13 protein-coding genes are annotated in these 19270 nt (G+C 60.4%); 6 read left to right on the top strand and 7 right to left on the bottom strand.

The annotated features are described in order from the left end of the window. Window positions 1-147 precede the first annotated feature (147 nt). From ACVWY5_RS34120 to ACVWY5_RS34110, 3 genes are all read left to right on the top strand, one after another. Window positions 148-768 (top strand): response regulator transcription factor, encoded by a 621-nt coding sequence (locus tag ACVWY5_RS34120; RefSeq protein ID WP_028337062.1) that lies wholly within the window; start codon window positions 148-150, stop codon window positions 766-768. A 280-nt stretch (window positions 769-1048) separates the two neighbouring features. Next, window positions 1049-1939 carry a LysR family transcriptional regulator gene (locus ACVWY5_RS34115; RefSeq protein WP_038377875.1) on the top strand — a complete coding sequence of 297 codons (891 nt, stop codon included), beginning with the start codon at window positions 1049-1051 and terminating at the stop codon, window positions 1937-1939. 587 nt (window positions 1940-2526) lie between these two features. Continuing rightward, on the top strand, window positions 2527-4122 hold the full coding sequence (locus ACVWY5_RS34110; protein WP_028337061.1) for a GMC family oxidoreductase N-terminal domain-containing protein: 1596 nt from the start codon (window positions 2527-2529) through the stop codon (window positions 4120-4122). 177 nt (window positions 4123-4299) lie between these two features. Here the strand turns inward: ACVWY5_RS34110 and ACVWY5_RS34105 are convergent, their stop codons facing one another. The 4 genes from ACVWY5_RS34105 to ACVWY5_RS34090 all read right to left on the bottom strand — a co-directional run bounded on the left by ACVWY5_RS34105 (window position 4300) and on the right by ACVWY5_RS34090 (window position 8591). Beyond that, entirely contained in the window at window positions 4300-5316 is a 1017-nt protein-coding gene (locus ACVWY5_RS34105; protein WP_028337060.1) for a helix-turn-helix transcriptional regulator, read from the bottom strand. A gap of 350 nt (window positions 5317-5666) precedes the next feature. After that, window positions 5667-7874, bottom strand: coding sequence for a xanthine dehydrogenase family protein molybdopterin-binding subunit (locus ACVWY5_RS34100; protein ID WP_051376323.1), 2208 nt, complete (start codon window positions 7872-7874; stop codon window positions 5667-5669). Window positions 7875-7878: 4 nt separating this feature from the next. Then, on the bottom strand, window positions 7879-8334 hold the full coding sequence (locus ACVWY5_RS34095) for a (2Fe-2S)-binding protein (protein ID WP_028337058.1): 456 nt from the start codon (window positions 8332-8334) through the stop codon (window positions 7879-7881). 71 nt (window positions 8335-8405) lie between these two features. Then, complete coding sequence (locus tag ACVWY5_RS34090) at window positions 8406-8591, bottom strand: hypothetical protein (protein ID WP_456671746.1); 186 nt, start codon at window positions 8589-8591, stop codon at window positions 8406-8408. 100 nt (window positions 8592-8691) lie between these two features. Here ACVWY5_RS34090 and ACVWY5_RS34085 point away from each other — a divergent pair, with 100 nt between their 5' ends. The 3 genes from ACVWY5_RS34085 to ACVWY5_RS34075 all read left to right on the top strand — a co-directional run bounded on the left by ACVWY5_RS34085 (window position 8692) and on the right by ACVWY5_RS34075 (window position 13995). Next, window positions 8692-9057 carry a hypothetical protein gene (locus ACVWY5_RS34085; protein ID WP_321176675.1) on the top strand — a complete coding sequence of 122 codons (366 nt, stop codon included), beginning with the start codon at window positions 8692-8694 and terminating at the stop codon, window positions 9055-9057. A 1552-nt stretch (window positions 9058-10609) separates the two neighbouring features. Further along, entirely contained in the window at window positions 10610-13396 is a 2787-nt protein-coding gene (locus ACVWY5_RS34080) for a UPF0182 family membrane protein (RefSeq protein ID WP_028337057.1), read from the top strand. A gap of 305 nt (window positions 13397-13701) precedes the next feature. Further along, entirely contained in the window at window positions 13702-13995 is a 294-nt protein-coding gene (locus ACVWY5_RS34075; RefSeq protein ID WP_028337056.1) for a hypothetical protein, read from the top strand. A gap of 235 nt (window positions 13996-14230) precedes the next feature. Here the strand turns inward: ACVWY5_RS34075 and groL are convergent, their stop codons facing one another. The 3 genes from groL to ACVWY5_RS34060 all read right to left on the bottom strand — a co-directional run bounded on the left by groL (window position 14231) and on the right by ACVWY5_RS34060 (window position 19230). After that, on the bottom strand, window positions 14231-15853 hold the full coding sequence (groL, locus tag ACVWY5_RS34070; RefSeq protein ID WP_028337055.1) for a chaperonin GroEL: 1623 nt from the start codon (window positions 15851-15853) through the stop codon (window positions 14231-14233). A 215-nt stretch (window positions 15854-16068) separates the two neighbouring features. Next, window positions 16069-17085, bottom strand: coding sequence for a hypothetical protein (locus tag ACVWY5_RS34065; protein ID WP_028337054.1), 1017 nt, complete (start codon window positions 17083-17085; stop codon window positions 16069-16071). A 12-nt stretch (window positions 17086-17097) separates the two neighbouring features. Next, window positions 17098-19230, bottom strand: coding sequence for a transglycosylase domain-containing protein (locus tag ACVWY5_RS34060; RefSeq protein WP_456671788.1), 2133 nt, complete (start codon window positions 19228-19230; stop codon window positions 17098-17100). Between the last annotated feature and the right edge of the window lie 40 nt (window positions 19231-19270).

Genomic DNA, 19270 nt, shown 5'->3' with positions numbered 1-19270 from the left:
CCGATAACGCAATGTCGACGTTCCTAAGCGATGGCTTAGGCTTTTCGGCTATCCGCTTAGGCATCAAAGATTGTTCATCACGATGGATTGGGCGTAGACTGACACCGATAATATGGAAATGCGCTTTTCCAACGCAGGATGCCGAGAGTGGGTGAGGCAAATCCCAGTGTCTTGGTTATCGATGACGATCCCGAGTTTCGCGACTCGGTCGTGCGGCTGTTGCGGACCGTCGGCTTGCCTGCCCGACAATTCTCGTCGGTTCAAGATTTTCTCCAGGCCGATCCGCCGGGCGGTCCTAGTTGCCTGGTGCTCGACGTGAGAATGCCGGGGAGAAGCGGTCTTGAGCTTCAGCGCGACCTTGTTGCCGCAAACAGGCAAGTGCCGATCATCTTCATCACAGCGCACGCCGACGTCCCGATGACCGTGCAGGCGATGAAGGGCGGCGCGATAGAGTTCCTTACGAAGCCATTCCGTGATCAGGATCTGCTTGACGCCATCGAGGCCGGCCTCGCTCGCGATCGGGCCCGTCGAGACAGTGATGGCGCATTGGCTGCGCTCAAGGAGCGTTTCGACACGCTTAGCTCCCGCGAGCGCGAGGTCATGCTCGGCGTCGTGGCAGGTCGTCTGAACAAGCAGGTCGCCAACGATATCGGCATCTCAGAATCTACAGTGAAGGTGCACCGTGTGAATCTGATGCGGAAGATGAATGCGCGTTCGCTTCCCGAGCTCAGCCGAATGGCGGACCGCCTCAACATACGGCTACAGTAACCGTGGAATGTCTGAGCCAGAAAGGCATGTCCTCAATCGTTTCGTGCGAAGGTGCGATCTAATCGCAAAACTCAATCTACCGCACTTCTCTGCGCCGCTGGCTCTCTTTCCTCGGGGCCCTTCCGGCTAACGGATTCGGAGCGCGAGGTATACGTCCTCACTTCTAAGCGAACGCTTAGCCCAGGTAGCGACAAGCGAACGTCGCTGTACCCTCGCGCAATCGACCGCAGCGCTCCAAGCCATCAAACTGCGCCAACAAGAATCTCGACGGAGATCAGCCATGGAGCTTCATCAAGTTCGTTACTTCCTCGCCGTCGCATCCACGCTCAACTTCACGCGCGCGGCCGAGCAGTGCAATGTCACGCAGCCCGCCCTGACCAAGGGGGTGCAGAAGCTCGAGCAGGAGCTCGGCGGCCAGTTGATCTACCGCGAGCGCCAGCTGACGCAGCTCACCGACCTTGGAAAGGAAGTCCTTCCGATGCTGGAGCGCACACTGGCCTCGGCTGACGCGGTGCGTCGCCGAGCCCAGGAGTTCCAACGCAAGGAGGTCGCGCCACTGAAGATCGGTCTCGCCCCATCCATCTCGGCGTCGCTCGTCCTCGATCCGATCGCGGAGATCGCAAAGTTCGTCCCTGGACTTCACGTCGAGCTGCGCGAGGGCGCGGCGGGGAAGCTCGTCGACCTCTTGCTTGAGGGCGAGATCAACGCCGCAATGGTCGGCGACGTGCAGGACGTGCCCGCCCGCATCGACGACTGGTCGCTGTTCGAGGAGCACTACGTCGCGGTTCTCGCGCCGACACACCGCCTCGCAAACCGTCCCTCGATCGGCATCGACGACCTCCGTGAGACCGTCTTGCTGGAACGTGCCGATTGCGACGTTGCCCCGAAGATCCAGCAGTCGTATTTCCCCGAGAAACCGCCCCAACTCGGCCACTGCAGCGGCCATGACTTGCATCTGCAGCACATGGCCGCCGCCGGCTTCGGCGTGATACTCGCGCCCGAGCACATGCCGCGCCTTCCGACGCTCAAGACCATTCCGCTCGAAGGCTTCCCGGTTTCGCGGGAGGTGCGGCTACTGGCCGTGCAGGGGCGCCGCTACTCCCCGGCACTGGACGCTTTCGTCAAGGTCGCGCGGCTTCGCGACTGGTCGGTCGTGGTTCGCACGGCGTGAAAATCGTTGAATGATTCCAGCATCCGAAGAGCGGATGCGTCCACTGCGGCTACTTCAGAAGACGCCAAAAAATGCGCTTCGCATGAAGCAGTGGCGCATCGACCGCCAGTTCAATGGCGGCGCTTCGGTCCCAAGTCCATCGTCCCCAAGTCCATCGTCGAGAGCTTCTCGTTCTTGTCGGCTTACAAATGAACGGTGTCGTCTTACGTTCGGACAGGTCGCTCGCGGTCGCGACGGATTTGGGATTGCGCGGGCGCACAGCGGGTTGGCGGCGACGGTGCTCGGCCTATCGAGGCGCGTGGAGGTTCGCTGATCGCCATCTCGTGCCAGGCAATTGAAGAGAACGAAAACTCGGTTTCGTGGCGCGATGCGGCTGTTGGCGTTCCCGGTACAGCATCATGAGGTACCGCGAACGACAATAACGATCGTCTATCGACTCTATGGCGAGAGGTGATTTCCCTCGCCGGAGGTGCAAGGTCACTCTCCAAAAGCAAGATCCAATCGATCTCTGGATTAAGCGCCGCGATAGCGAGGCGCCCTGGGGCATTGATTGGACGACAAAGATGGTGCGAAAGAGAAAGACACTGATGTCCCAGGAGAGGTACGACATTGTAATTGTTGGCGCGGGCGCGGCGGGCTGTGTCGTTAGCAGTTATCTTGCCGAACACACCGATGCGTCGATCGCGCTGATCGAGGCGGGCGACATGGATCGCGACCCGTTCATCCACATTCCGGCGGGCTTCGCAAATATACTGGTCCACGACCGGCATGTCTGGAAATACGAGACAGTCCCCCAGCACGGCACCAAACGAGCCTATCGCTCAGGCAAGGTGCTCGGCGGCGGCTCCTCGATCAACGCGATGTGCTACGTCCGTGGTCAGACTCGCGACTTCGCCGCCTGGCAGGACGCGGTCGGCGACACCGGCAAATGGTCGTATGAAGACCTGCTTCCCGTCTTCATGGCGCAGGAACGCAACGACACCTTCCACGACGAATATCATGGCATCAATGGTGGTCTGGCGGTCCAGTTGCCCAAGGGCATCAACGAGCTAAACCAATACTGCCTCAAGGCCTTCCAGGAATACGGGCTTCCCTATAATCCCGATTATAACGGCGAGAGCCAGATCGGGGTCTCGCCGGTGCAGTCGACGGTCGGAAATCAGCGCCGGTGCAGCGCAGTTGATGCGCATCTGCGTCCGCACCTCGTCTCAGGCCGCGTCACTCTTCTCACCGGCAAGACCGTCGTTCGGATTCTTATCGAGAACAGGCGGGCTGTGGGCGTCGAACTGAAGGACAACGGCCTCGAGAGGATCATGGCTGGCGAGGTCGTCCTGTCGGCGGGGGCCGTTCATAGCCCAAAGATCCTCATGCATTCGGGCATTGGACCGGCCGATCAGTTGCGGCAGCACGGCATCGCGGCGATCGTCGATTCTCCGGAAGTGGGCGAAAATCTCCACGACCACCCGATGGTACCGGTCCGCGCCTACGTGAAGGGCGATCTTGGCTATCAGGCGGCCGCACAGGGACTCGGCACCGTTAAGGCCGGCCTGCGTTATCTCGTCACCAAGGATGGCCCGGCGTCCGGCAACGGTATCGAGACCGTTACCCATTGGAATCCGTCGGACTTCGCCGCCGAACCCACGATCCAATGCTACCACGCTCCTATCATCTTGAATGAACAACTGGGCCCGGCGGGCGACCGCGCGGGCGTCACCTTCGAACTCGTGGTACTTCAGCCCAAGAGCCGTGGCTGGGTGCGGCTGGCTGATGGCGACCCAACGTCGATGCCTCTCATCAACCCGAACTTCATCGGCGAAGATGAGGACTTGAGGGCCGCGGTGGAATCCGTGCGTGCGATCCGCGAGGTTATGGCCCAGGAGTCATTGGCGTCGGTGATCGAGGAAGAGATGGATCCCGGCTCGCATATCCGGTCGGACGCTGAGATCGGGGAATGGGTGAAGCGAGTCGTAACGACGATGTGGCATCCGGTCGGAACCTGCCGGATGGGTCAGGATGGGCGAGCGGTGGTCGACGCAAGGCTTAGGGTCCGCGGGGTCGACGGTCTCCGGGTGATCGATGCCTCGATCATGCCGAATATCACCAGCGGCAATACCAACGCCCCGACTCAGGCGCTTGCGCGCCACGCCACCGCGATGCTGGTCGACGATCTGAAGGGGACCTAGGGAGTAGTTCTGGCACAAGCTGGCGGCAGCGATGGCCGCGGTCCTCCCGTCCGCGCTGGCCAGGGGGAGGGGGCGCCGGTTAGATGCTCTTCGCGGCTTGGGCGCGTGGACGAAGTTCGTGCTATCGTCCGCGCAGTCGCGCCTGGCCCTGTCAACCTCGTTATCGGCACTTCACTCTCAGATGCCCTTCCGGGCTTTGCCATCCTTGGTCATCTGCCGGTAGTCGCTCGGATCTCGCTCGAACGCTTTTCGAAAAGCTCGCACAAAACTCGAACGGCTCTCGTACCCCGCATTTTGAGCAACGACGTCGATCGACATCGTCGTTGTCGTCAAGTCGATCGCAGCTTGGCGCATTCTCAGGTCTCGCAAGATGACCATCGGGGATCGTCCAAAGATGTCCGAGAAACGCGCCATGAACGCCGACCGACTCAATCCCGCACTGTGTGCCAGGCTTTGAACCGAATGCGCCGCTCCTGGCCGCGCCACCATATCTGCAAAAGCACGGGTGACCTGCTTGTCGGCGAGTATCGAGAATCGCTCGGTCCATCGCCGGGATGACCTGAGGGACCGTCGTACCAATGAGACGACGATTTGCTTGAGCAGAGACCCTGTCATGGCTCCAACGCCGACCTCCTGCTGCAGGAGCTCGTCGATGGCCTCGCGAAGCTTCAGGTCGATCTTGTCGGCAGGCTCGAACTGCTCGATCACCGGTTCGCGGAGGTCTCCAAACAGCCTCACGGACTGACCAAAGAATGCGTTAAAGAAGCCGCATATCTGGACGATTTCGGGTTGCTCGTTTGGCACTGCGACGCGGAGGATGCCGTCTTGATGAGTCCAGCAGTCCCTCGAAATGAGCTTTGGCGGGCCTTTTCCACCGTCAACCTCGATCATGAACGGAGTGTTTGGCGGAACGATGATGAGCAGATGAGGGCGCAACGGCATCTCTGGTCCGCCGTTGATAGACATGCGTCCCACGCCACACAAATTGTAATGGATCCCGGGTACGTCAATGGTCCCGAATTGCACCCGATGGCCTCGCGGCACCAGTAGCTCGGTCAGCGCGACGACATCGATGGAGAGCGCCTGCATCAAGTTGTTGAGGTCTGTTGTAGACAACTTGACAGTGGCGCCCGCGGGCGATGAAGCGTTCTGCCCGACGAGGACCTGCTTTGGAATAGCTTTCGAAGCGTGCATTTGTAGTGGCCCTTTACTGCCCGGCTACCGGTGCCGATAGTGCTCCGAAGCCTGTTCTCCAAGGATCAGCGAGGGCGTCGCCTTGCTCATTCGTAGCACTCAACTTCGTCTCCTGCCACTAGACGAAATTAGGAGCTGAAGCGAACCAGGCAGCCCTGGTTGGGTTTCCGGTCCAATCTAGGGAGCCCCAAATGCCAGCTCCGAAACGGATCCGGTTTGCAAGGCGTGACGGCGTCCTTCCGAGAAGTGATTTCTTCCGAGCAGAGAATGCGAACGTTCCCATGGTTGTTATGCTGTGCCTGACCGACATCCGTTGCGCATTGCGACGCTCGCGGGACGACGGGAAAGGACTAAGACGACGACTTCAGCACATCCGTCTCGATCGGCAGGCTGCGCACACGCTTGCCGGTCGCAGCGAAGATCGCATTGGTCACCGCAGCACTGACAATGGCTGTCGGAGCTTCACCTACGCCACCCGGGGCTTCGGCATTCTTGATCAAGTGCGTCTCCACCACCGGCACCTCGTCGATACGCATCGGCAGATAGCTGTCGAAATTGCTCTGTTCGACCCGTCCATCCTTGAAAGTGATTGACCCATGGAGAGCGGCGGTCAGGCCGAAAAGCGTTCCACCTTGAATCTGTGCTTCGATCGTATCCGGATTGACGTACACGCCGCAGTCAATCACACAAACGATCCGCTTGACCTTGACAGAGCCATCGGCCGCCACTTCGACCTCGGCGACCTGCGACGTGTAACTTCCGTATGCGAATTGCACCGAAATTCCACGGCCATGCCGCGCGGGAAGGGGGGATCCCCATCCGGCTTTCTCCGCTGCAAGCGACAGAACAGTGAGCGCTCGCGGATTGTGGCCGAGCAGTCCCTTGCGATAAGCGACGGGATCCTGCTTCGCGGCATGAGCGAGCTCATCTATGAAGCTTTCGACCACAAAAACGTTGTGAGTCGGTCCGACGCCGCGCCACCAGGACGTCCGGACACCAGGGGGCTCGACCCGGACAAAGTCGACATGGATACTGGGCAGTGCATAGGGCGGCTCAGCCGCCGCTTCTACGGCATCGGGGTCCAATCCGTCCTTGAAGTAAGGGGGATAATAGCGAGCCATGACTGAGGAGCCGGCGATCCGATGCATCCAGGCAACCGGCTGGCCAGCCGTATCAAGTCCGGCCGACAGCCGATCGAGATAATAGGGCCGATACATATCGTGCTGGATGTCTTCCTCGCGGCTCCAGATCACTTTCACCGGGCCGTCGACGTGTTTGGCGATCTTGACGGCGAGAATAGTGCCATCGGCTTCCAGCCTTCGGCCGAAACCACCGCCAATCAGATGATTGTGAATCTTGATCGCATCCTTTGGCAGGCCGGTGAGTTCGGCCACCTGAGACTGCGTGATCGTAGGCGCCTGTGTACCGACCCAAATGTCGCAACGATCCTTCTGCAGATGAACGGTACAGTTCATCGGCTCCATCGCCGCATGGGCCAGGAAAGGCACCTGATAGACGGCGTCAACCCGTTGCGCTGCCTTCGCAAGTGCCTTCGCCACATCACCGACGTTACGGGCAACAGCGCCCGGCTTTCTGGATTCCTCTTCCAATTGTCTGACGATATCGGCGCTGTTGACCTTGCCGTTCGGCCCGTCGTCCCATGCGATGGCAGCGGCCTCTAGCCCCTTCTTCGCCGCACCCATGTGATCCGCCACCACGGCAACAGCTTCATCGATATTGATCAGCTGCCGGACCCCCTTCACTGCCAGCGCGGCCTTCTCGTCCACCTTTTTCGCTTTGCCACCGAGCACAGGCGAAATGGCAACTGCTGCAACCTTCATACCCGGCAGTCGCGTATCGATGCCATAGAGCGCGCGGCCATCGACCTTTATCGGAGAATCCACCCGCTTGGCGCTCGTGCCGATCAGGCTGAAATCCTTCGGATCCTTTAGTTTGACGTTTGCCGCAGGTGGGACAGGAAATTTCGCCGCAGCGGTCGCAAGTTCGCCGTAGCTCAGATGCATCGAGCCTGTTGCATCGAACACGACGCCGTTCTTGGCGCGGCAAGTCGCTGGATCGACGTTCCAGCGTTTTGCGGCTGCCGCGATCAGAAGATTTCGACCCACTGCCCCTGCCTGGCGTAGCGGCGTCCAGAAGGCACGGACAGAAGCGGAGCCACCTGTATTTTGAATGCCTATGATCGAGTTGACGTAGAGCGCATGATTTGGCGGCGCATGCTGAACCTGAATCTGGTCAAGTGTCACTTCCAGTTCTTCAGCGAGAAGCATCGAGAGCGACGTGTAAACGCCCTGTCCCATCTCGATCATCGGAATGACCAGTGTCACGGCGCCGGTCGGATTGATCCGTATAAATCCATTCGGTGCGAACGTACCCGTGATCTCGTTTTCGACCACCTGCGAAGTAGCTGCCGCGAAGACGGACCCCGTGCTTGCACCGCTCAGCACAAAACCAAGTAGCAAACCTGTGCCCTGAAGGAAGCCGCGACGTGATATCGCTGTTTCATCGACAACCCGCTCTCTCAGAAAAGGCTCATTCATCATTTCAAACTCCCGCAGCGTGCTTGATCGCGGCGCGAATGCGCTGATAGGTGCCGCATCGGCAGACATTCCCCGACAAGGCGGCGTCGATGTCCTCATCCGTCGGCTTCGGCGTGTCCTTCAGGAGCGCCGCCGCCGACATGATCTGGCCGGACTGGCAGTAACCGCACTGCACCACCTCCAGCTCCAGCCACGCCTTCTGCAAGGCCGCGCCCTGCGGCGCCTGGCCGATCGCCTCGATCGTGGTGACCACGCTGTCGCCAACGCTGTCGACCGTGGTCTGACAGGAGCGGACAGCCTGGCCGTCGACATGCACGGTACAGGCGCCGCACAGCGCCTGACCGCAGCCGAACTTGGTGCCGGTCATACCGAGCACATCGCGCAGCACCCACAGCAGCGGGATGTCGCCGTCGACGTCGACCTCATGGGGGGAGCCGTTGATCTCTAGCGTGAAAGCCATGTATGCCTCTTTAGCCCGTTGGGAGTGAGCGGTGAGCCGACGCACCCACGCATTGAAAGTTCTCGGCAGGATCAAGTCGCCCGAAGCAGCATATTCGGGAAGATCAAGTTCGGACTGACGTTCGCTGAGCGTTCGCTCGATGGAATCTCCGACAGCCGCACCGATTGATCGCAGCGTGGGGCGAGGTTTTCCAATAGCCGGCATAAATAGTTTTCATAACGGCGTGGAATATTGCTGCGGTTGGACATCTCTGCCATTCGAAAATCAAGGCCCGTATGCAGTCTGCGGCAGCATTCATTGCCGATAGATCGACTGAGCGCGGTTTAGACTTCCCTTCAGTTTTCCTGTGACCAATATTTGCAATACGGCGGCGCCGAACGCTGCGCATTACGCCAGCGTCTTACCGCGATGACGCACTGGTCGATGCGCTCGCTGGGGCGTCGGTCGATGGGTGGAAGCGCCTCGGCTTGCCGCGGCGGCCCTACGCGCTCGCGGCCGAATGACTTCAAGTCGGGGGAGTTCGCGAATTGTTTCGACCCGCGCTTCAGTTTCGCCGCGCAGCCCGGTGAGGCGCGGATCACCACAATGTCGAGAAGCGCAGCACGCCGTTTGATCAAGAAAAAGGCCGGCGGGCGCTACGCCGCCGACCTCGTCTTGCAGCTGCCGGCTGTCAGGTCCGGTTCCGCTGCATTGCATCTTCCTGGGATCGATTTTGATCCGTAGCATCCTCCGTCTGCTGGAGCCATTGCACGACGGTAGGGTCAAACCCTTACGGAGATAGGCACGCACTGCATCATCCGGTGGAGCCCGCTATCCCTTGGTTTAGGGGCAGCCCATGAGATGCTGCGACGGTCCCGATAACAACACATCTAGGTCGGCGCGGGGACGCGTCGCCGTACTTCGTCGCGCGAGTCAACAGCGAACCATGCGGCCCGCCGCATGTTGGCAGGTCCGAGCCGGGAAAAAGCACCGGTTTGAAGCGAGAAGGCACGAGTAGGCAGGCCTAAACTTAGGTTTGCTCATTCTTAGACAATGTACTGTGCGCGATCGACCTCTGTGCAATGGTTTGGTTGTTCTCTCGTGACTACGCTGGTGCTGTCAATCGCCCGATCTATCGAGCGACAATCGAGGAGTTCCAGCGATGAGAATCATGGATGCAATCGCATTGTCAGCTTTTGCTTGCAGGACGGCTGAGTCAGCCTCCGACTTTGCGAGCGTTGTTCGCAACTTGATTTTGGACATGCGAGACAGTTACCGGCCCGAGTTGCACTACATGCGTGGCCCTGGTCCGAAATGGCGCGCTAAGCATCAACCCAGTCTGAAATTCGACCTTCGAGCAGTATCACCGGTCGAGCAGCACCAGGTGTCGCCATTGCATGTGCGTCGTCGCGTTGTGGCCAACTCCACTCGATAGTCAGGCCGGGTTCACGAAACAAGGAGGCGGAAAACTCATTTTCCGGTCGTAGCTCGAACAGTGGGCTTTTGTCTGACGATGCCGAAAACGCCCTATCTTTTAAGGGGGAATGACTGACTCTCTCTCTCTCTCTCTCTCTCTCTCTCTCTGCCGCTGTCCCATTGATTCTGATTTGGGAGCGCGTGCGGCTATGCACCTTCGTAGCTTGGCAAAGACGACCGAGCTGGTCGAGAGATCGAGCGAAGTCATCTGCCGCCGGAGGACTTCGCATCGCGTGACGTTGAGCGTCGGCTCTTACACCTCTTGGACCCCCGTTAAGAACCTGACCTTCTTGGCGGGCGTCAACTACGCGACCAGAAATACGCGAGCGGCAGCACCGTAACGCTGCCATTGCAGGCGAGCATCGCAAAGCCCGGTGCTTCTACGAGCTAAAGGATCAACATAGCCTCACTGTGCTACTCCACGCTCAACGCAACCGGTGAATCGCCTGAGAAATCACCAAAACCAGGAAGGAAAGCGAAGCGAACTTCAATGATCTCCAGAAAAAGCCTCCGGGATGTCCTCCGGAGGCTTTTACGTTTCCGCTCACAAAAACCATTGCGCCGGGAGTGGACGCCCTTGCCTACCACGGGGAAATCGGTAGGTAAGCCACGGCAGGAGATAAAATTATGTTGTAATTTCAATGATATAAGAGTTCACAGCTTTATTCCGAATGGCGTGCCAAATCCGCGCCATTTCATAACCTTGTCCGACGCGGCGCCGCCGCGGGAGCGTGATCTCGCGCCGGCCGCTTTGCACTCCGTGTTGTCCCGGTCCCAATCAAGCGGGCGGGCGCCCCTCATTTGCGCTATGATTGCCGTCATGACGATCGGGATTACCGGACCCGAACGGAAGGCACCACGACAAAGTGGCGTGGTCAGGCTGATCGTTGCGATCATTGTCACTGTGATCTGCTTGATCCTGCTCGCGCTCGCGAGCGATTTCCTGGTCGACTGGCTGTGGTTTTCGTCGGTCGGCTATGTGCAGGTCTTCTGGACAACAATCGGCGCCAAAGCCGCCGTCTTGGCTACGGTCTGGACGGCAACGGCCCTCATCCTCGGGGTGAACGGGTGGCTCGCGCTGCGTTTGGCCGGCAAGCGGTCGACACAGGTTGCCGCGGCTTCCGTCGGGCAGGTCGCGGGCAGCGCGCCGCCGGATCCATTTGCGCAGTTGTTCGATCGACTGCCGTGGCCCGCGATCGCCGCAGGCGGGGCAGCCTTGCTCGCGCTGCTCGTCGCGGCGGCCGAAGTCGGCTATTGGGGCATCTTCCTGAGGTATCTCTATCAGGCGCTCTATGGCGCAGACGATCCGCTCTTCAACAAGGACCTCGGCTTCTACCTGTTCTCGCTGCCCGCCTATGTTCTGGTCAAGAACTGGATGCTGCTTACACTGGTCCTGAGCGCGCTCTTCGCCGCAACAATCTATTGGGCTCGCGGCGATATCGAATACGACGTTCATCACCGGTCGATGTCGCCCATGGCGATTGCCCACGGTTCGGCATTGCTTGGTCTTCTCTTCGCGGTGAAGGCCTGGTCCTACGCTCTCGACCGCTATCTGCTGCTCTACGGCGACAACGGCGTCGTCGTCGGCGCAAGCTACACCGATGTCCAAGTGGGGTTGCCGGCCCTGTGGCTCATGATCGGGCTCTCGATCATCGCGGCGCTCGTCGCGTGGGCAAATGTGCGGGCGCGCAGCTACCGGCTTCCGGCGGCGGCGGTCATGCTCGTCGTCACCGGCGCCCTGGCATTGTCCGGCATCGTCCCGGCGCTGTTCCGGCAATTCGTCGTCAAACCAAGCGAGCTGGAGCTGGAGAAGCCCTACATCGAGCGCAATATCGCGCTCACCCGGCAGGCGTACGATCTCGACAAGATCGTAACCAGGCCCTTTGCCGCCGAACAGAAGCTCACCTTCAGGACGCTCGACGCCAACAAGGCGACAATCGATAATATCAGACTGTGGGACTGGCTGCCCTTGTCGGATACCTACGCGCAGCTGCAGGAGATCCGCACCTACTACAAATTCCATGATCTCGACGTTGACCGCTACTGGCTCGACGATTCCTACCAGAGTGTGATGCTTTCGGCGCGCGAGCTGCGCTCCTCGCTGTTGCCGCCAAATGCGCAGACATGGGTCAACCGCCACGTGCTGTTCACCCACGGCAATGGCGCGGTGATGAGCCCAGTCACCCGCAAGAGCACTGAGGGGCTGCCGCTGTTCTATTTGCAGGACATTCCGCCGGTTGCGGACGGAGGCCCCAGGATCGTCGAGCCGCGCATCTATTACGGCGAGGAGAGCGACGACTACGTCATCGTCAAGGGAAGTGCGCCAGAGTTTGATTATCCGAAAGGCAAGGACAACGCCTATGCGCGGTATGAGGGCGCCGGCGGCATTCCGATCGGCTCAGTGGCGTGGCGAACGCTGTTCGCGTACTACTTCAACGACCCGAACCTCTTGCTCTCGAACTACATCACGCCGGAGAGCCGGATCATGATCCGGCGCAATATTCGGGAGCTGGTACCCGAGATCGCGCCGTTCCTGAGGCTCGATCATGATCCCTATCTGGTGATCAGCGGCGGGCGGATGTTCTGGATGCAGGACGCGTATACGACGAGTTCCTATTTTCCGTCGACGCCGCCTGTGCATGATTTCGATCTCAACTACATCAGGAATTCGGTGAAGGTCGTCATCGATGCCTATCACGGGACCGTCGATTTCTATTTGATGGATCCTGCGGACCCGATTGCCGCGACCTACGCGCGCATCTTTCCGCAGCTGTTCAAGCCGTTCGCGGCGATGCCCGCGGATTTGCAGAAGCACATTCGATATCCGGAGGACCTGTTCCTGATTCAGGCGCGGCTGTTCCAAGCCTACCACATGGAGGCCGCCGAAGTGTTCTACAATCGCGAGGATCTCTGGCAATTCCCGCGCCAGCCGGGCAGCGGCGGCGGCACCTCGGTGATGAGCCCTTATTACATCATCATGCGGTTGCCCGGCGAGGCGCGGGCCGAGTTTTTTCTCATGGTTCCGATGGTGCCGAGCCGCCGCGACAACATGATCGCGTGGCTGGCGGCGCGTTGTGACGCGCCCGACTACGGCAAGCTGATCGTGTACGAATTCCCGAAGGAGAAGCTCGTCTACGGGCCGTTCCAGATCGAGGCGCGGATCAATCAGAACACGGAGATATCGCAACAGCTAACATTGTGGAATCAGATGGGCTCGCGGGTGATACGTGGGGCGAACCTGCTGGCGATTCCGATCGAGAACTCGATCCTTTACGTATCGCCGCTCTATTTGCGCGCGGAGTACGGGCACTTGCCGGAGCTGAAACGCGTGATCGCGGCCTATGACGAACATGTGGTGATGAAGGAGACGCTCGGCGAGGCCTTGTCGGCTCTATTCGTCGAGCCTGGCGCGGCGCGGCCGGTCTCGAGTACGAATGAGGAAATACCTGTCACAGGCCCGTCGACGAGTCAGGCAAGGGACGCGCTCGATCGCTACAATAAGGCCGTTGAACGATTGCGGTCAGGCGACTGGAAGGGCTTTGGCACGCAGTTCGATGCGATGCGCGAGCTTTTGGAGGAAATGAACCGGCGTTCCACCGGCCGCTAGGGCGTCAATTTCTTGAGTTGGACCCTGCCTCCAACCCGGAAATTGCGAACGCGGGTAATTTCGGTGACGGTGCATTCAATATAGCAGGGCGAGATCGGAGGCGGTGAGGGCAAACCGAACGCCTGACTGGCAGCCGCGGGCCCAAGCCGGGTTAGAGCACCGGATCATTAGTCGAGTAACCTGCCGCGCTCCTATTCTCAGTCGTCATTCCCGGCCTTATGTATCCGACGACGAGCACCAGCGCGACGGTCACTGCGATATGGTTCGCCCGCCGGCGATGCTGGTGAAACCAAGGGAGTTAATCGATGAGGTCACTCCTGTTGCTCACGGCCAGCGGTCCGTTGCTGGTCCTCACATCCCACGAACTACTGGATGACAAGCTCCTTGGTGAGCTCAAGGCCAAGGGCATCGGCAAGTTTGTCGCCTTCGATGTTCCGCTCGGTCTCGCGAAGGAACGCTATGGTGGGCATTTCCATGCGGTCGAGAGCGATTTGCACGAAACAGACGACTTGAGGATACTCGATTTCAATGGCCAGCGGATCTTTCAGTTGTTTCGTTTCAATGAGCTCGGTGCCGCAATTTTGCAAGAACAAGCCTGAGGTCCAGGCACCCGTCTGGTTCGTGCAGGATGCGTTGAGCTTTTGAGAATACCCATCGCGGCGATCCCGAGATCGCGGCGCAATATGCCTCGCAATCGCGTTCTGCAGCCGCCAGCCAGCGGCTCGTTACCGTCGGAGCGCGGCCCGAAAAAAGTGTGAAGCGGCTTTCCGAGACGATCGTGCCCGAGCACAGAACCAAAGCACGACAAGGATTTCATTCGGAATTCATCGCTCCTTAGAAGTCGGGTAGCGGCATAGGCGCATGCGTCTCGGTCTTCTTCGGCTTTTCGGCGACCAGTGCTTCCGTCGTGATCAGGAGCGCGGCGATGGAGGAGGCATCCTGCAAGGCGGTGCGCACGACCTTCGCAGGGTCAATCACGCCGGCGTTCACCAAGTCCTGGTAGTCGCCGGTCGCGGCATTAAAGCCCCAATTGTAGTTGTCGTTCTCGAGCACCTTGTTGACGATCAGCGAGCCATCTTCGCCCGCGTTCTCGGCGATCTGGCATGCCGGCGCCCGGAGCGCACGGCGCACGATCTCGACGCCCGCCTTCTGATCGGAGTTGGCCGTCCTGATACCCCTAAGCGCCTTCTGCGCTCGCAGCAGGGCGACCCCGCCGCCGGGAAGAATGCCTTCCTCAACCGCCGCGCGCGTCGCATGATGGGCGTCGTCGACCCGGTCCTTGCGCTCTTTCACCTCAATCTCGGTTGCGCCGCCGACGCGGATCACCGCAACTCCGCCGGCAAGCTTTGCCAGGCGCTCCTGCAGCTTCTCGCGATCGTAGTCCGATGTCGTGCCCTCGATCTGGCCCTTGATCTGCGTCATGCGCGCTTCGATATCCTTTCTCGCACCGGCTCCGTTGACGATGGTCGTGTTCTCTTTCTCGACAATGATCTTCTTGGCGCGCCCGAGCGTGTCGAGCGCGACATTCTCGAGCTTGACGCCGATCTCGTCGGAGATTGCGGTGCCCCCGGTGAGGATCGCGATGTCTTCCAGCATCGCCTTGCGGCGATCGCCGAATCCCGGCGCCTTCACCGCGGCGACTTTCAAGCCGCCGCGCAGCTTGTTGACCAGCAGCGTTGCAAGCGCTTCGCCTTCGACATCCTCCGCAACGATCAGGAGCGGCTTGCCCGATTGCGCCACCGCCTCGAGCAGGGGAAGCACGGTCTGAAGTGTGGACAGCTTCTTCTCGTGGACAAGGATATAGGCGTCTTCGAGCTCGACCCGCATCTTTTCGGCATTGGTGACGAAATAGGGCGAGATGTAGCCGCGGTCGAATTGCATGCCTTCGACGATTTCGAGTTCGGTGCTGAGGCTCTTTGCCTCTTCCACCGTAATAACGCCCTCATTGCCGACCTTCTTCATGGCGTCGGCGAGGAACTTGCCGATCTCGGCGTCACCATTCGCCGAGATGGTGGCGACCTGAGCGATCTCTTCGTTGGCCGTCACCTTCCTGGCATGAGACCTCAGATCGTTGACGATCGCGTCCACCGCGAGATCGATGCCGCGCTTGAGGTCCATCGGGTTCATGCCGGCGGCGACCGACTTGGCGCCTTCCTTGACAATGGCTTGTGCGAGCACGGTTGCGGTCGTCGTGCCGTCGCCCGCGATATCGCTGGTCCTGGAGGCGACCTCGCGCACCATCTGGGCGCCCATGTTCTCGAACTTATCCTCCAGCTCGATCTCGTTGGCGACGGTAACGCCATCCTTGGAAATGCGCGGCGCACCGAACGATCTTTCGATCACCACATTGCGTCCCTTGGGGCCGAGCGTGACCTTGACGGCACTTGCCAGAGTATCAATGCCCCGCAGCATCCGTTCGCGCGCTTCAGTCGCGAACATCACGTCCTTGGCAACCATGATGCGAACCTCCTTTTTTCTCCTTCCATTCCTTCCGGCTCCGCAAGCGTCTCGAGCCGCCTTCGAGCCAGTGCCTTGGTCGTCTGTCGGCGACCGCTGGATCATACAACAATTTCAATCATGTAAGAGTTCGCATTTTTGTTCCGAGTGGCGCGCCAACCTGCACGATATTCCGCGATCGGAGTCCCGATCGGGAGTGCCAGCCCCATGATCGACTAATCCTGCTCATTCCCGCCCATCATGTCGGCGATCGCCTTGATGCGGCTTCTGGCGTACTTCGGCAGGCCGGCGCTCAGCGAATCGCCGCTGTTGAAGGAGCTCTTGCCCATCAGCAGCTGCGCCGGCACGAGATTGCGCAACACGGGTGTATTGCTATATTCCCTTTGCTTGTTCAGCACGTCGTTCCTGACCGCAACCAGGATGTAGACCGTCGCGATGGCGGCTTCCGGCTCGGTCGGATGCTGTTGCAGAACCGCAAGCAGCTTGCCGAACTGGATAACCTGGTTGACCCAAAAGATGTTCTGCTCGAGCGCGCTGGTGACTGTGGTGTCGAGCGCTGTCAGGCCCCGCAGCTCGGCAAGGTGCGGCTGCGTGATCAACATGATCTCACTCTGGAACTCGATGAAATCCGGAATCGGCTTTTTGCTCTCGTCGCGCAGCTTGTTGGCAAGCTGAATGCCCGCCGGAATTTTCCCTTCGAACATGTAACGGGACTGCGCGCAGATTGCCCTCGCGTCCGCGCACCAGCGGCGATCCGGCGGACGGTTGTGCGCGGCGGCCCCGTCCTTGTTGGGAATAGCATCCCCCGCCACGATCGGCCGGTGCTTGACTGCCGGATCGATCTGCTCGAGGAACGCGATATTCGCATACCGCGACAGATCCAATGTGGCTGCCGGTCTTGGAAGTCGAAACCGCGCTTCTCCCAGGTAGACCGAGAGCTTCAGCTTCGTTTGCTGGTTGAGCGTGGGCTCAACGAAGCTTGGGAAGAGCGAGAGAAAGCGCCGCTGAACCGGGCGCGAGCGAGCCCAATCTTCGAAAGGAATGAGTCCGGTCGAGAAGTCCGTGAGCTTATCGTTGCGTTGGTCGGCGAAGATGACGGTGCGTGGTTTGATCTGTGCTATCGGAACGCTGGCGGCTGCGGGCACGTCCTCCAGCTGGAATTTCTGCGCCGCCGCGCCCGTGCAAGCGGCCACCCAGGCGGCGATGAGGACAGCGGCACGGTGGAGTCTCATGGGCGTCAATGCTCAATTCAGCCGCCACCAGAAATAATCGGGATCGACTCGGAGCGGCGGTCGCGGGAGGCGATCCTCGGCATCGGGATATCCGCGCCAGGAGGGATATTCGCGCGGACCAAGACGCCAGGTCGGGTACGGAAAGGGCGGCTGGTTGTCGCCGTAAGTGTGGTTGTCGTAGGACCACTGCCGGAATGGCCCGGCGTAGCTTTCCGCACGCGAGACGATCCGAAATTGCGTATCATTGGTTCTGCCTGACGGATCCCGCTTGAAGTACTCGGTGAATGCGCGCCCGGAGCCGGCCGGTGCGGGATCGCCAGTATAGGGATCGATCGACAGAGTAACGAGCTGATGCATGGCTTCGCGGGAAGGGCCGTTCAACACCGTCTTGGGCGCGTGCAGCTCCCATGCTGCCTGCACGATCGGCTCGAACATCGGCAGCGCCACTTTTGCTCCGGTCTGGCCACGCCCGAGGGTGCGGCGTCCCCCGTCGCCGTTGTCGTAGCCGACCCAGATCGCGACGGTGACGTCATTGGTGAAACCGACGAACCAGGCATCGGCCCAATTATCAGTGGTACCGGTCTTGCCGCCGACATAGGGCGAGAGATGCTTCACCGTGTGCGCGGTTCCGCGAGCGAGCACGCCCTGAAGCATTGATTTCAACTGGTAAAACGATGCGCGGTCGGCGGAGCCGATCCAGTCCACCGCACGCGGATCGCGCCGGTAGATCGCGCGGCCGTCCTGTTCGATCGTCTCGATCGCATGGGGCTGGGGCCGTGCGCCTTCGTTGGCGATCGCTGCATAAAACGCCGCAAGGTCGATTAGCCGCACGGTTTGGGCGCCGAGCACGAACGGGTAATAGCGCATGCATTCCTTGTAGAGCTGCGCTTCCATCGCGAGCTCGCAGACCCGGTCGAGGCCGTGCTCGGCGCTGTCGTCGAGGCCGGTCGCGAGCAATTGCGCGGTGGCGAGATTCCGCGAGTTTTCCAGCGCACGCCGCAGCGTAATGGCGCCCGAAGCGCCGCCGTCGTAGTTCCTCGGCGACCAGAAACCGCGCTGGCGCGCGGAGCCCGTCGCGCCGATCGGTGCCAGCGTAATGGGTTCGTCCATCACCAGCGTGTTGGGCTGCAGTCCCTTTCGTAGGGCGGCGAGGTAGGTCAGCGGTTTCAAGGTGGAGCCGGGTTGCCGCAGGCTCTGGACGACGCGGTTGAGCTGGCTTGCCGGATACGAAAAGCCGCCCGCCATCGCGAGAATGCGGCCCGTTTCGTTCCCGAGTACAAGCGCCGCTCCCTGCACGGTCGGTCGAATGCGCAGATCGGCACGCGCCACTTGCTTGCCCTTGGCTTCGCCCACCTGAACATAGACCACGTCGTACGGCTTGAGACCGCGCCGGGTCGCGGCGCTCCAGGTGTTCAGCGGCAGGATGCTTCCGTCGGTCAGACCGACGTTGATCGCATCGCCGCGCTTGCCACGCGTATTCTCCAGGACGACCGCCGCTTCCCAGTGAACGTCATAGAGCGGTAGCCGCGTCGTCTTCAACGCCACGAGCCAGGCCGGTTCCGTGGCCGTCAGGTTTGCCGCAATCTGACGGACAGCATCGGAAATGTTCGCCTCGGGTCCCTCGAACTTGTAACGACCGCTGTTCAGCTCGTACCGCGCGAGGCCTTCCTGCAATGTTGCCTCAACTGCGCGCTGCAAGGCCGAGTTGACGGTCGAGTGCACCGTGTAGGAGGAACTGGTGAGACTATCGAGGCCCGCGACCACCTTTGCCTCGCGCGCGATGTGATCGACGAAGTGAAAGCCAAAGTCCAGGCGCGTCGGCCGGTACTCGACGAGCTGCGGCAATACTGGTTGCGCCGCGGCGGCGTCGATCATGGCGTCGTCCTGCATGCGGGCCAGCACGTAAGCAAGGCGCTCGCGCGCGCGCTCATGGTGGTGGTCGGGATTGAAGTAGTTCGGTCCCTTGGCGAGCCCTGCGAGCAGCGCGCCCTCGACTGGGGAGAGCGCCTTGGCTGGTTTGCCGAAATAGCTGCGCGCCGCCATCTCGATGCCCCAGGCCCCGCGACCGAGATAAATCGAGTTGAGATAGAGTTCGAGGATTTCCGCCTTGGTCAGGGCGCGCTCCATCCGCGAGGCTACAATCATTTCCCGCAGTTTTCTTTCGTAGGTGATGTCGTTGCCCACC

The sequence above is a fragment of the Bradyrhizobium sp. USDA 3256 genome, assembly GCF_054058275.1.
This window is presented reverse-complemented; position numbering and strand designations above follow the sequence as displayed.

Bases quoted from the DNA above. Each gene is read 5' to 3' on its own strand.
- ACVWY5_RS34115 (WP_038377875.1), top strand. From the start codon at position 1,049: ATGGAGCTTCATCAAGTTCGTTACTTCCTCGCCGTCGCATCCACGCTC.
- ACVWY5_RS34110 (WP_028337061.1), top strand. From the start codon at position 2,527: ATGTCCCAGGAGAGGTACGACATTGTAATTGTTGGCGCGGGCGCGGCG.
- ACVWY5_RS34105 (WP_028337060.1), bottom strand. From the start codon at position 5,316: ATGCACGCTTCGAAAGCTATTCCAAAGCAGGTCCTCGTCGGGCAGAAC.
- ACVWY5_RS34100 (WP_051376323.1), bottom strand. From the start codon at position 7,874: ATGAATGAGCCTTTTCTGAGAGAGCGGGTTGTCGATGAAACAGCGATA.
- ACVWY5_RS34095 (WP_028337058.1), bottom strand. From the start codon at position 8,334: ATGGCTTTCACGCTAGAGATCAACGGCTCCCCCCATGAGGTCGACGTC.
- ACVWY5_RS34090 (WP_456671746.1), bottom strand. From the start codon at position 8,591: ATGGCAGAGATGTCCAACCGCAGCAATATTCCACGCCGTTATGAAAAC.
- ACVWY5_RS34080 (WP_028337057.1), top strand. From the start codon at position 10,610: ATGACGATCGGGATTACCGGACCCGAACGGAAGGCACCACGACAAAGT.
- ACVWY5_RS34075 (WP_028337056.1), top strand. From the start codon at position 13,702: ATGAGGTCACTCCTGTTGCTCACGGCCAGCGGTCCGTTGCTGGTCCTC.
- groL (WP_028337055.1), bottom strand. From the start codon at position 15,853: ATGGTTGCCAAGGACGTGATGTTCGCGACTGAAGCGCGCGAACGGATG.
- ACVWY5_RS34065 (WP_028337054.1), bottom strand. From the start codon at position 17,085: ATGAGACTCCACCGTGCCGCTGTCCTCATCGCCGCCTGGGTGGCCGCT.
- ACVWY5_RS34060 (WP_456671788.1), bottom strand. From the start codon at position 19,230: ATGATTGTAGCCTCGCGGATGGAGCGCGCCCTGACCAAGGCGGAAATC.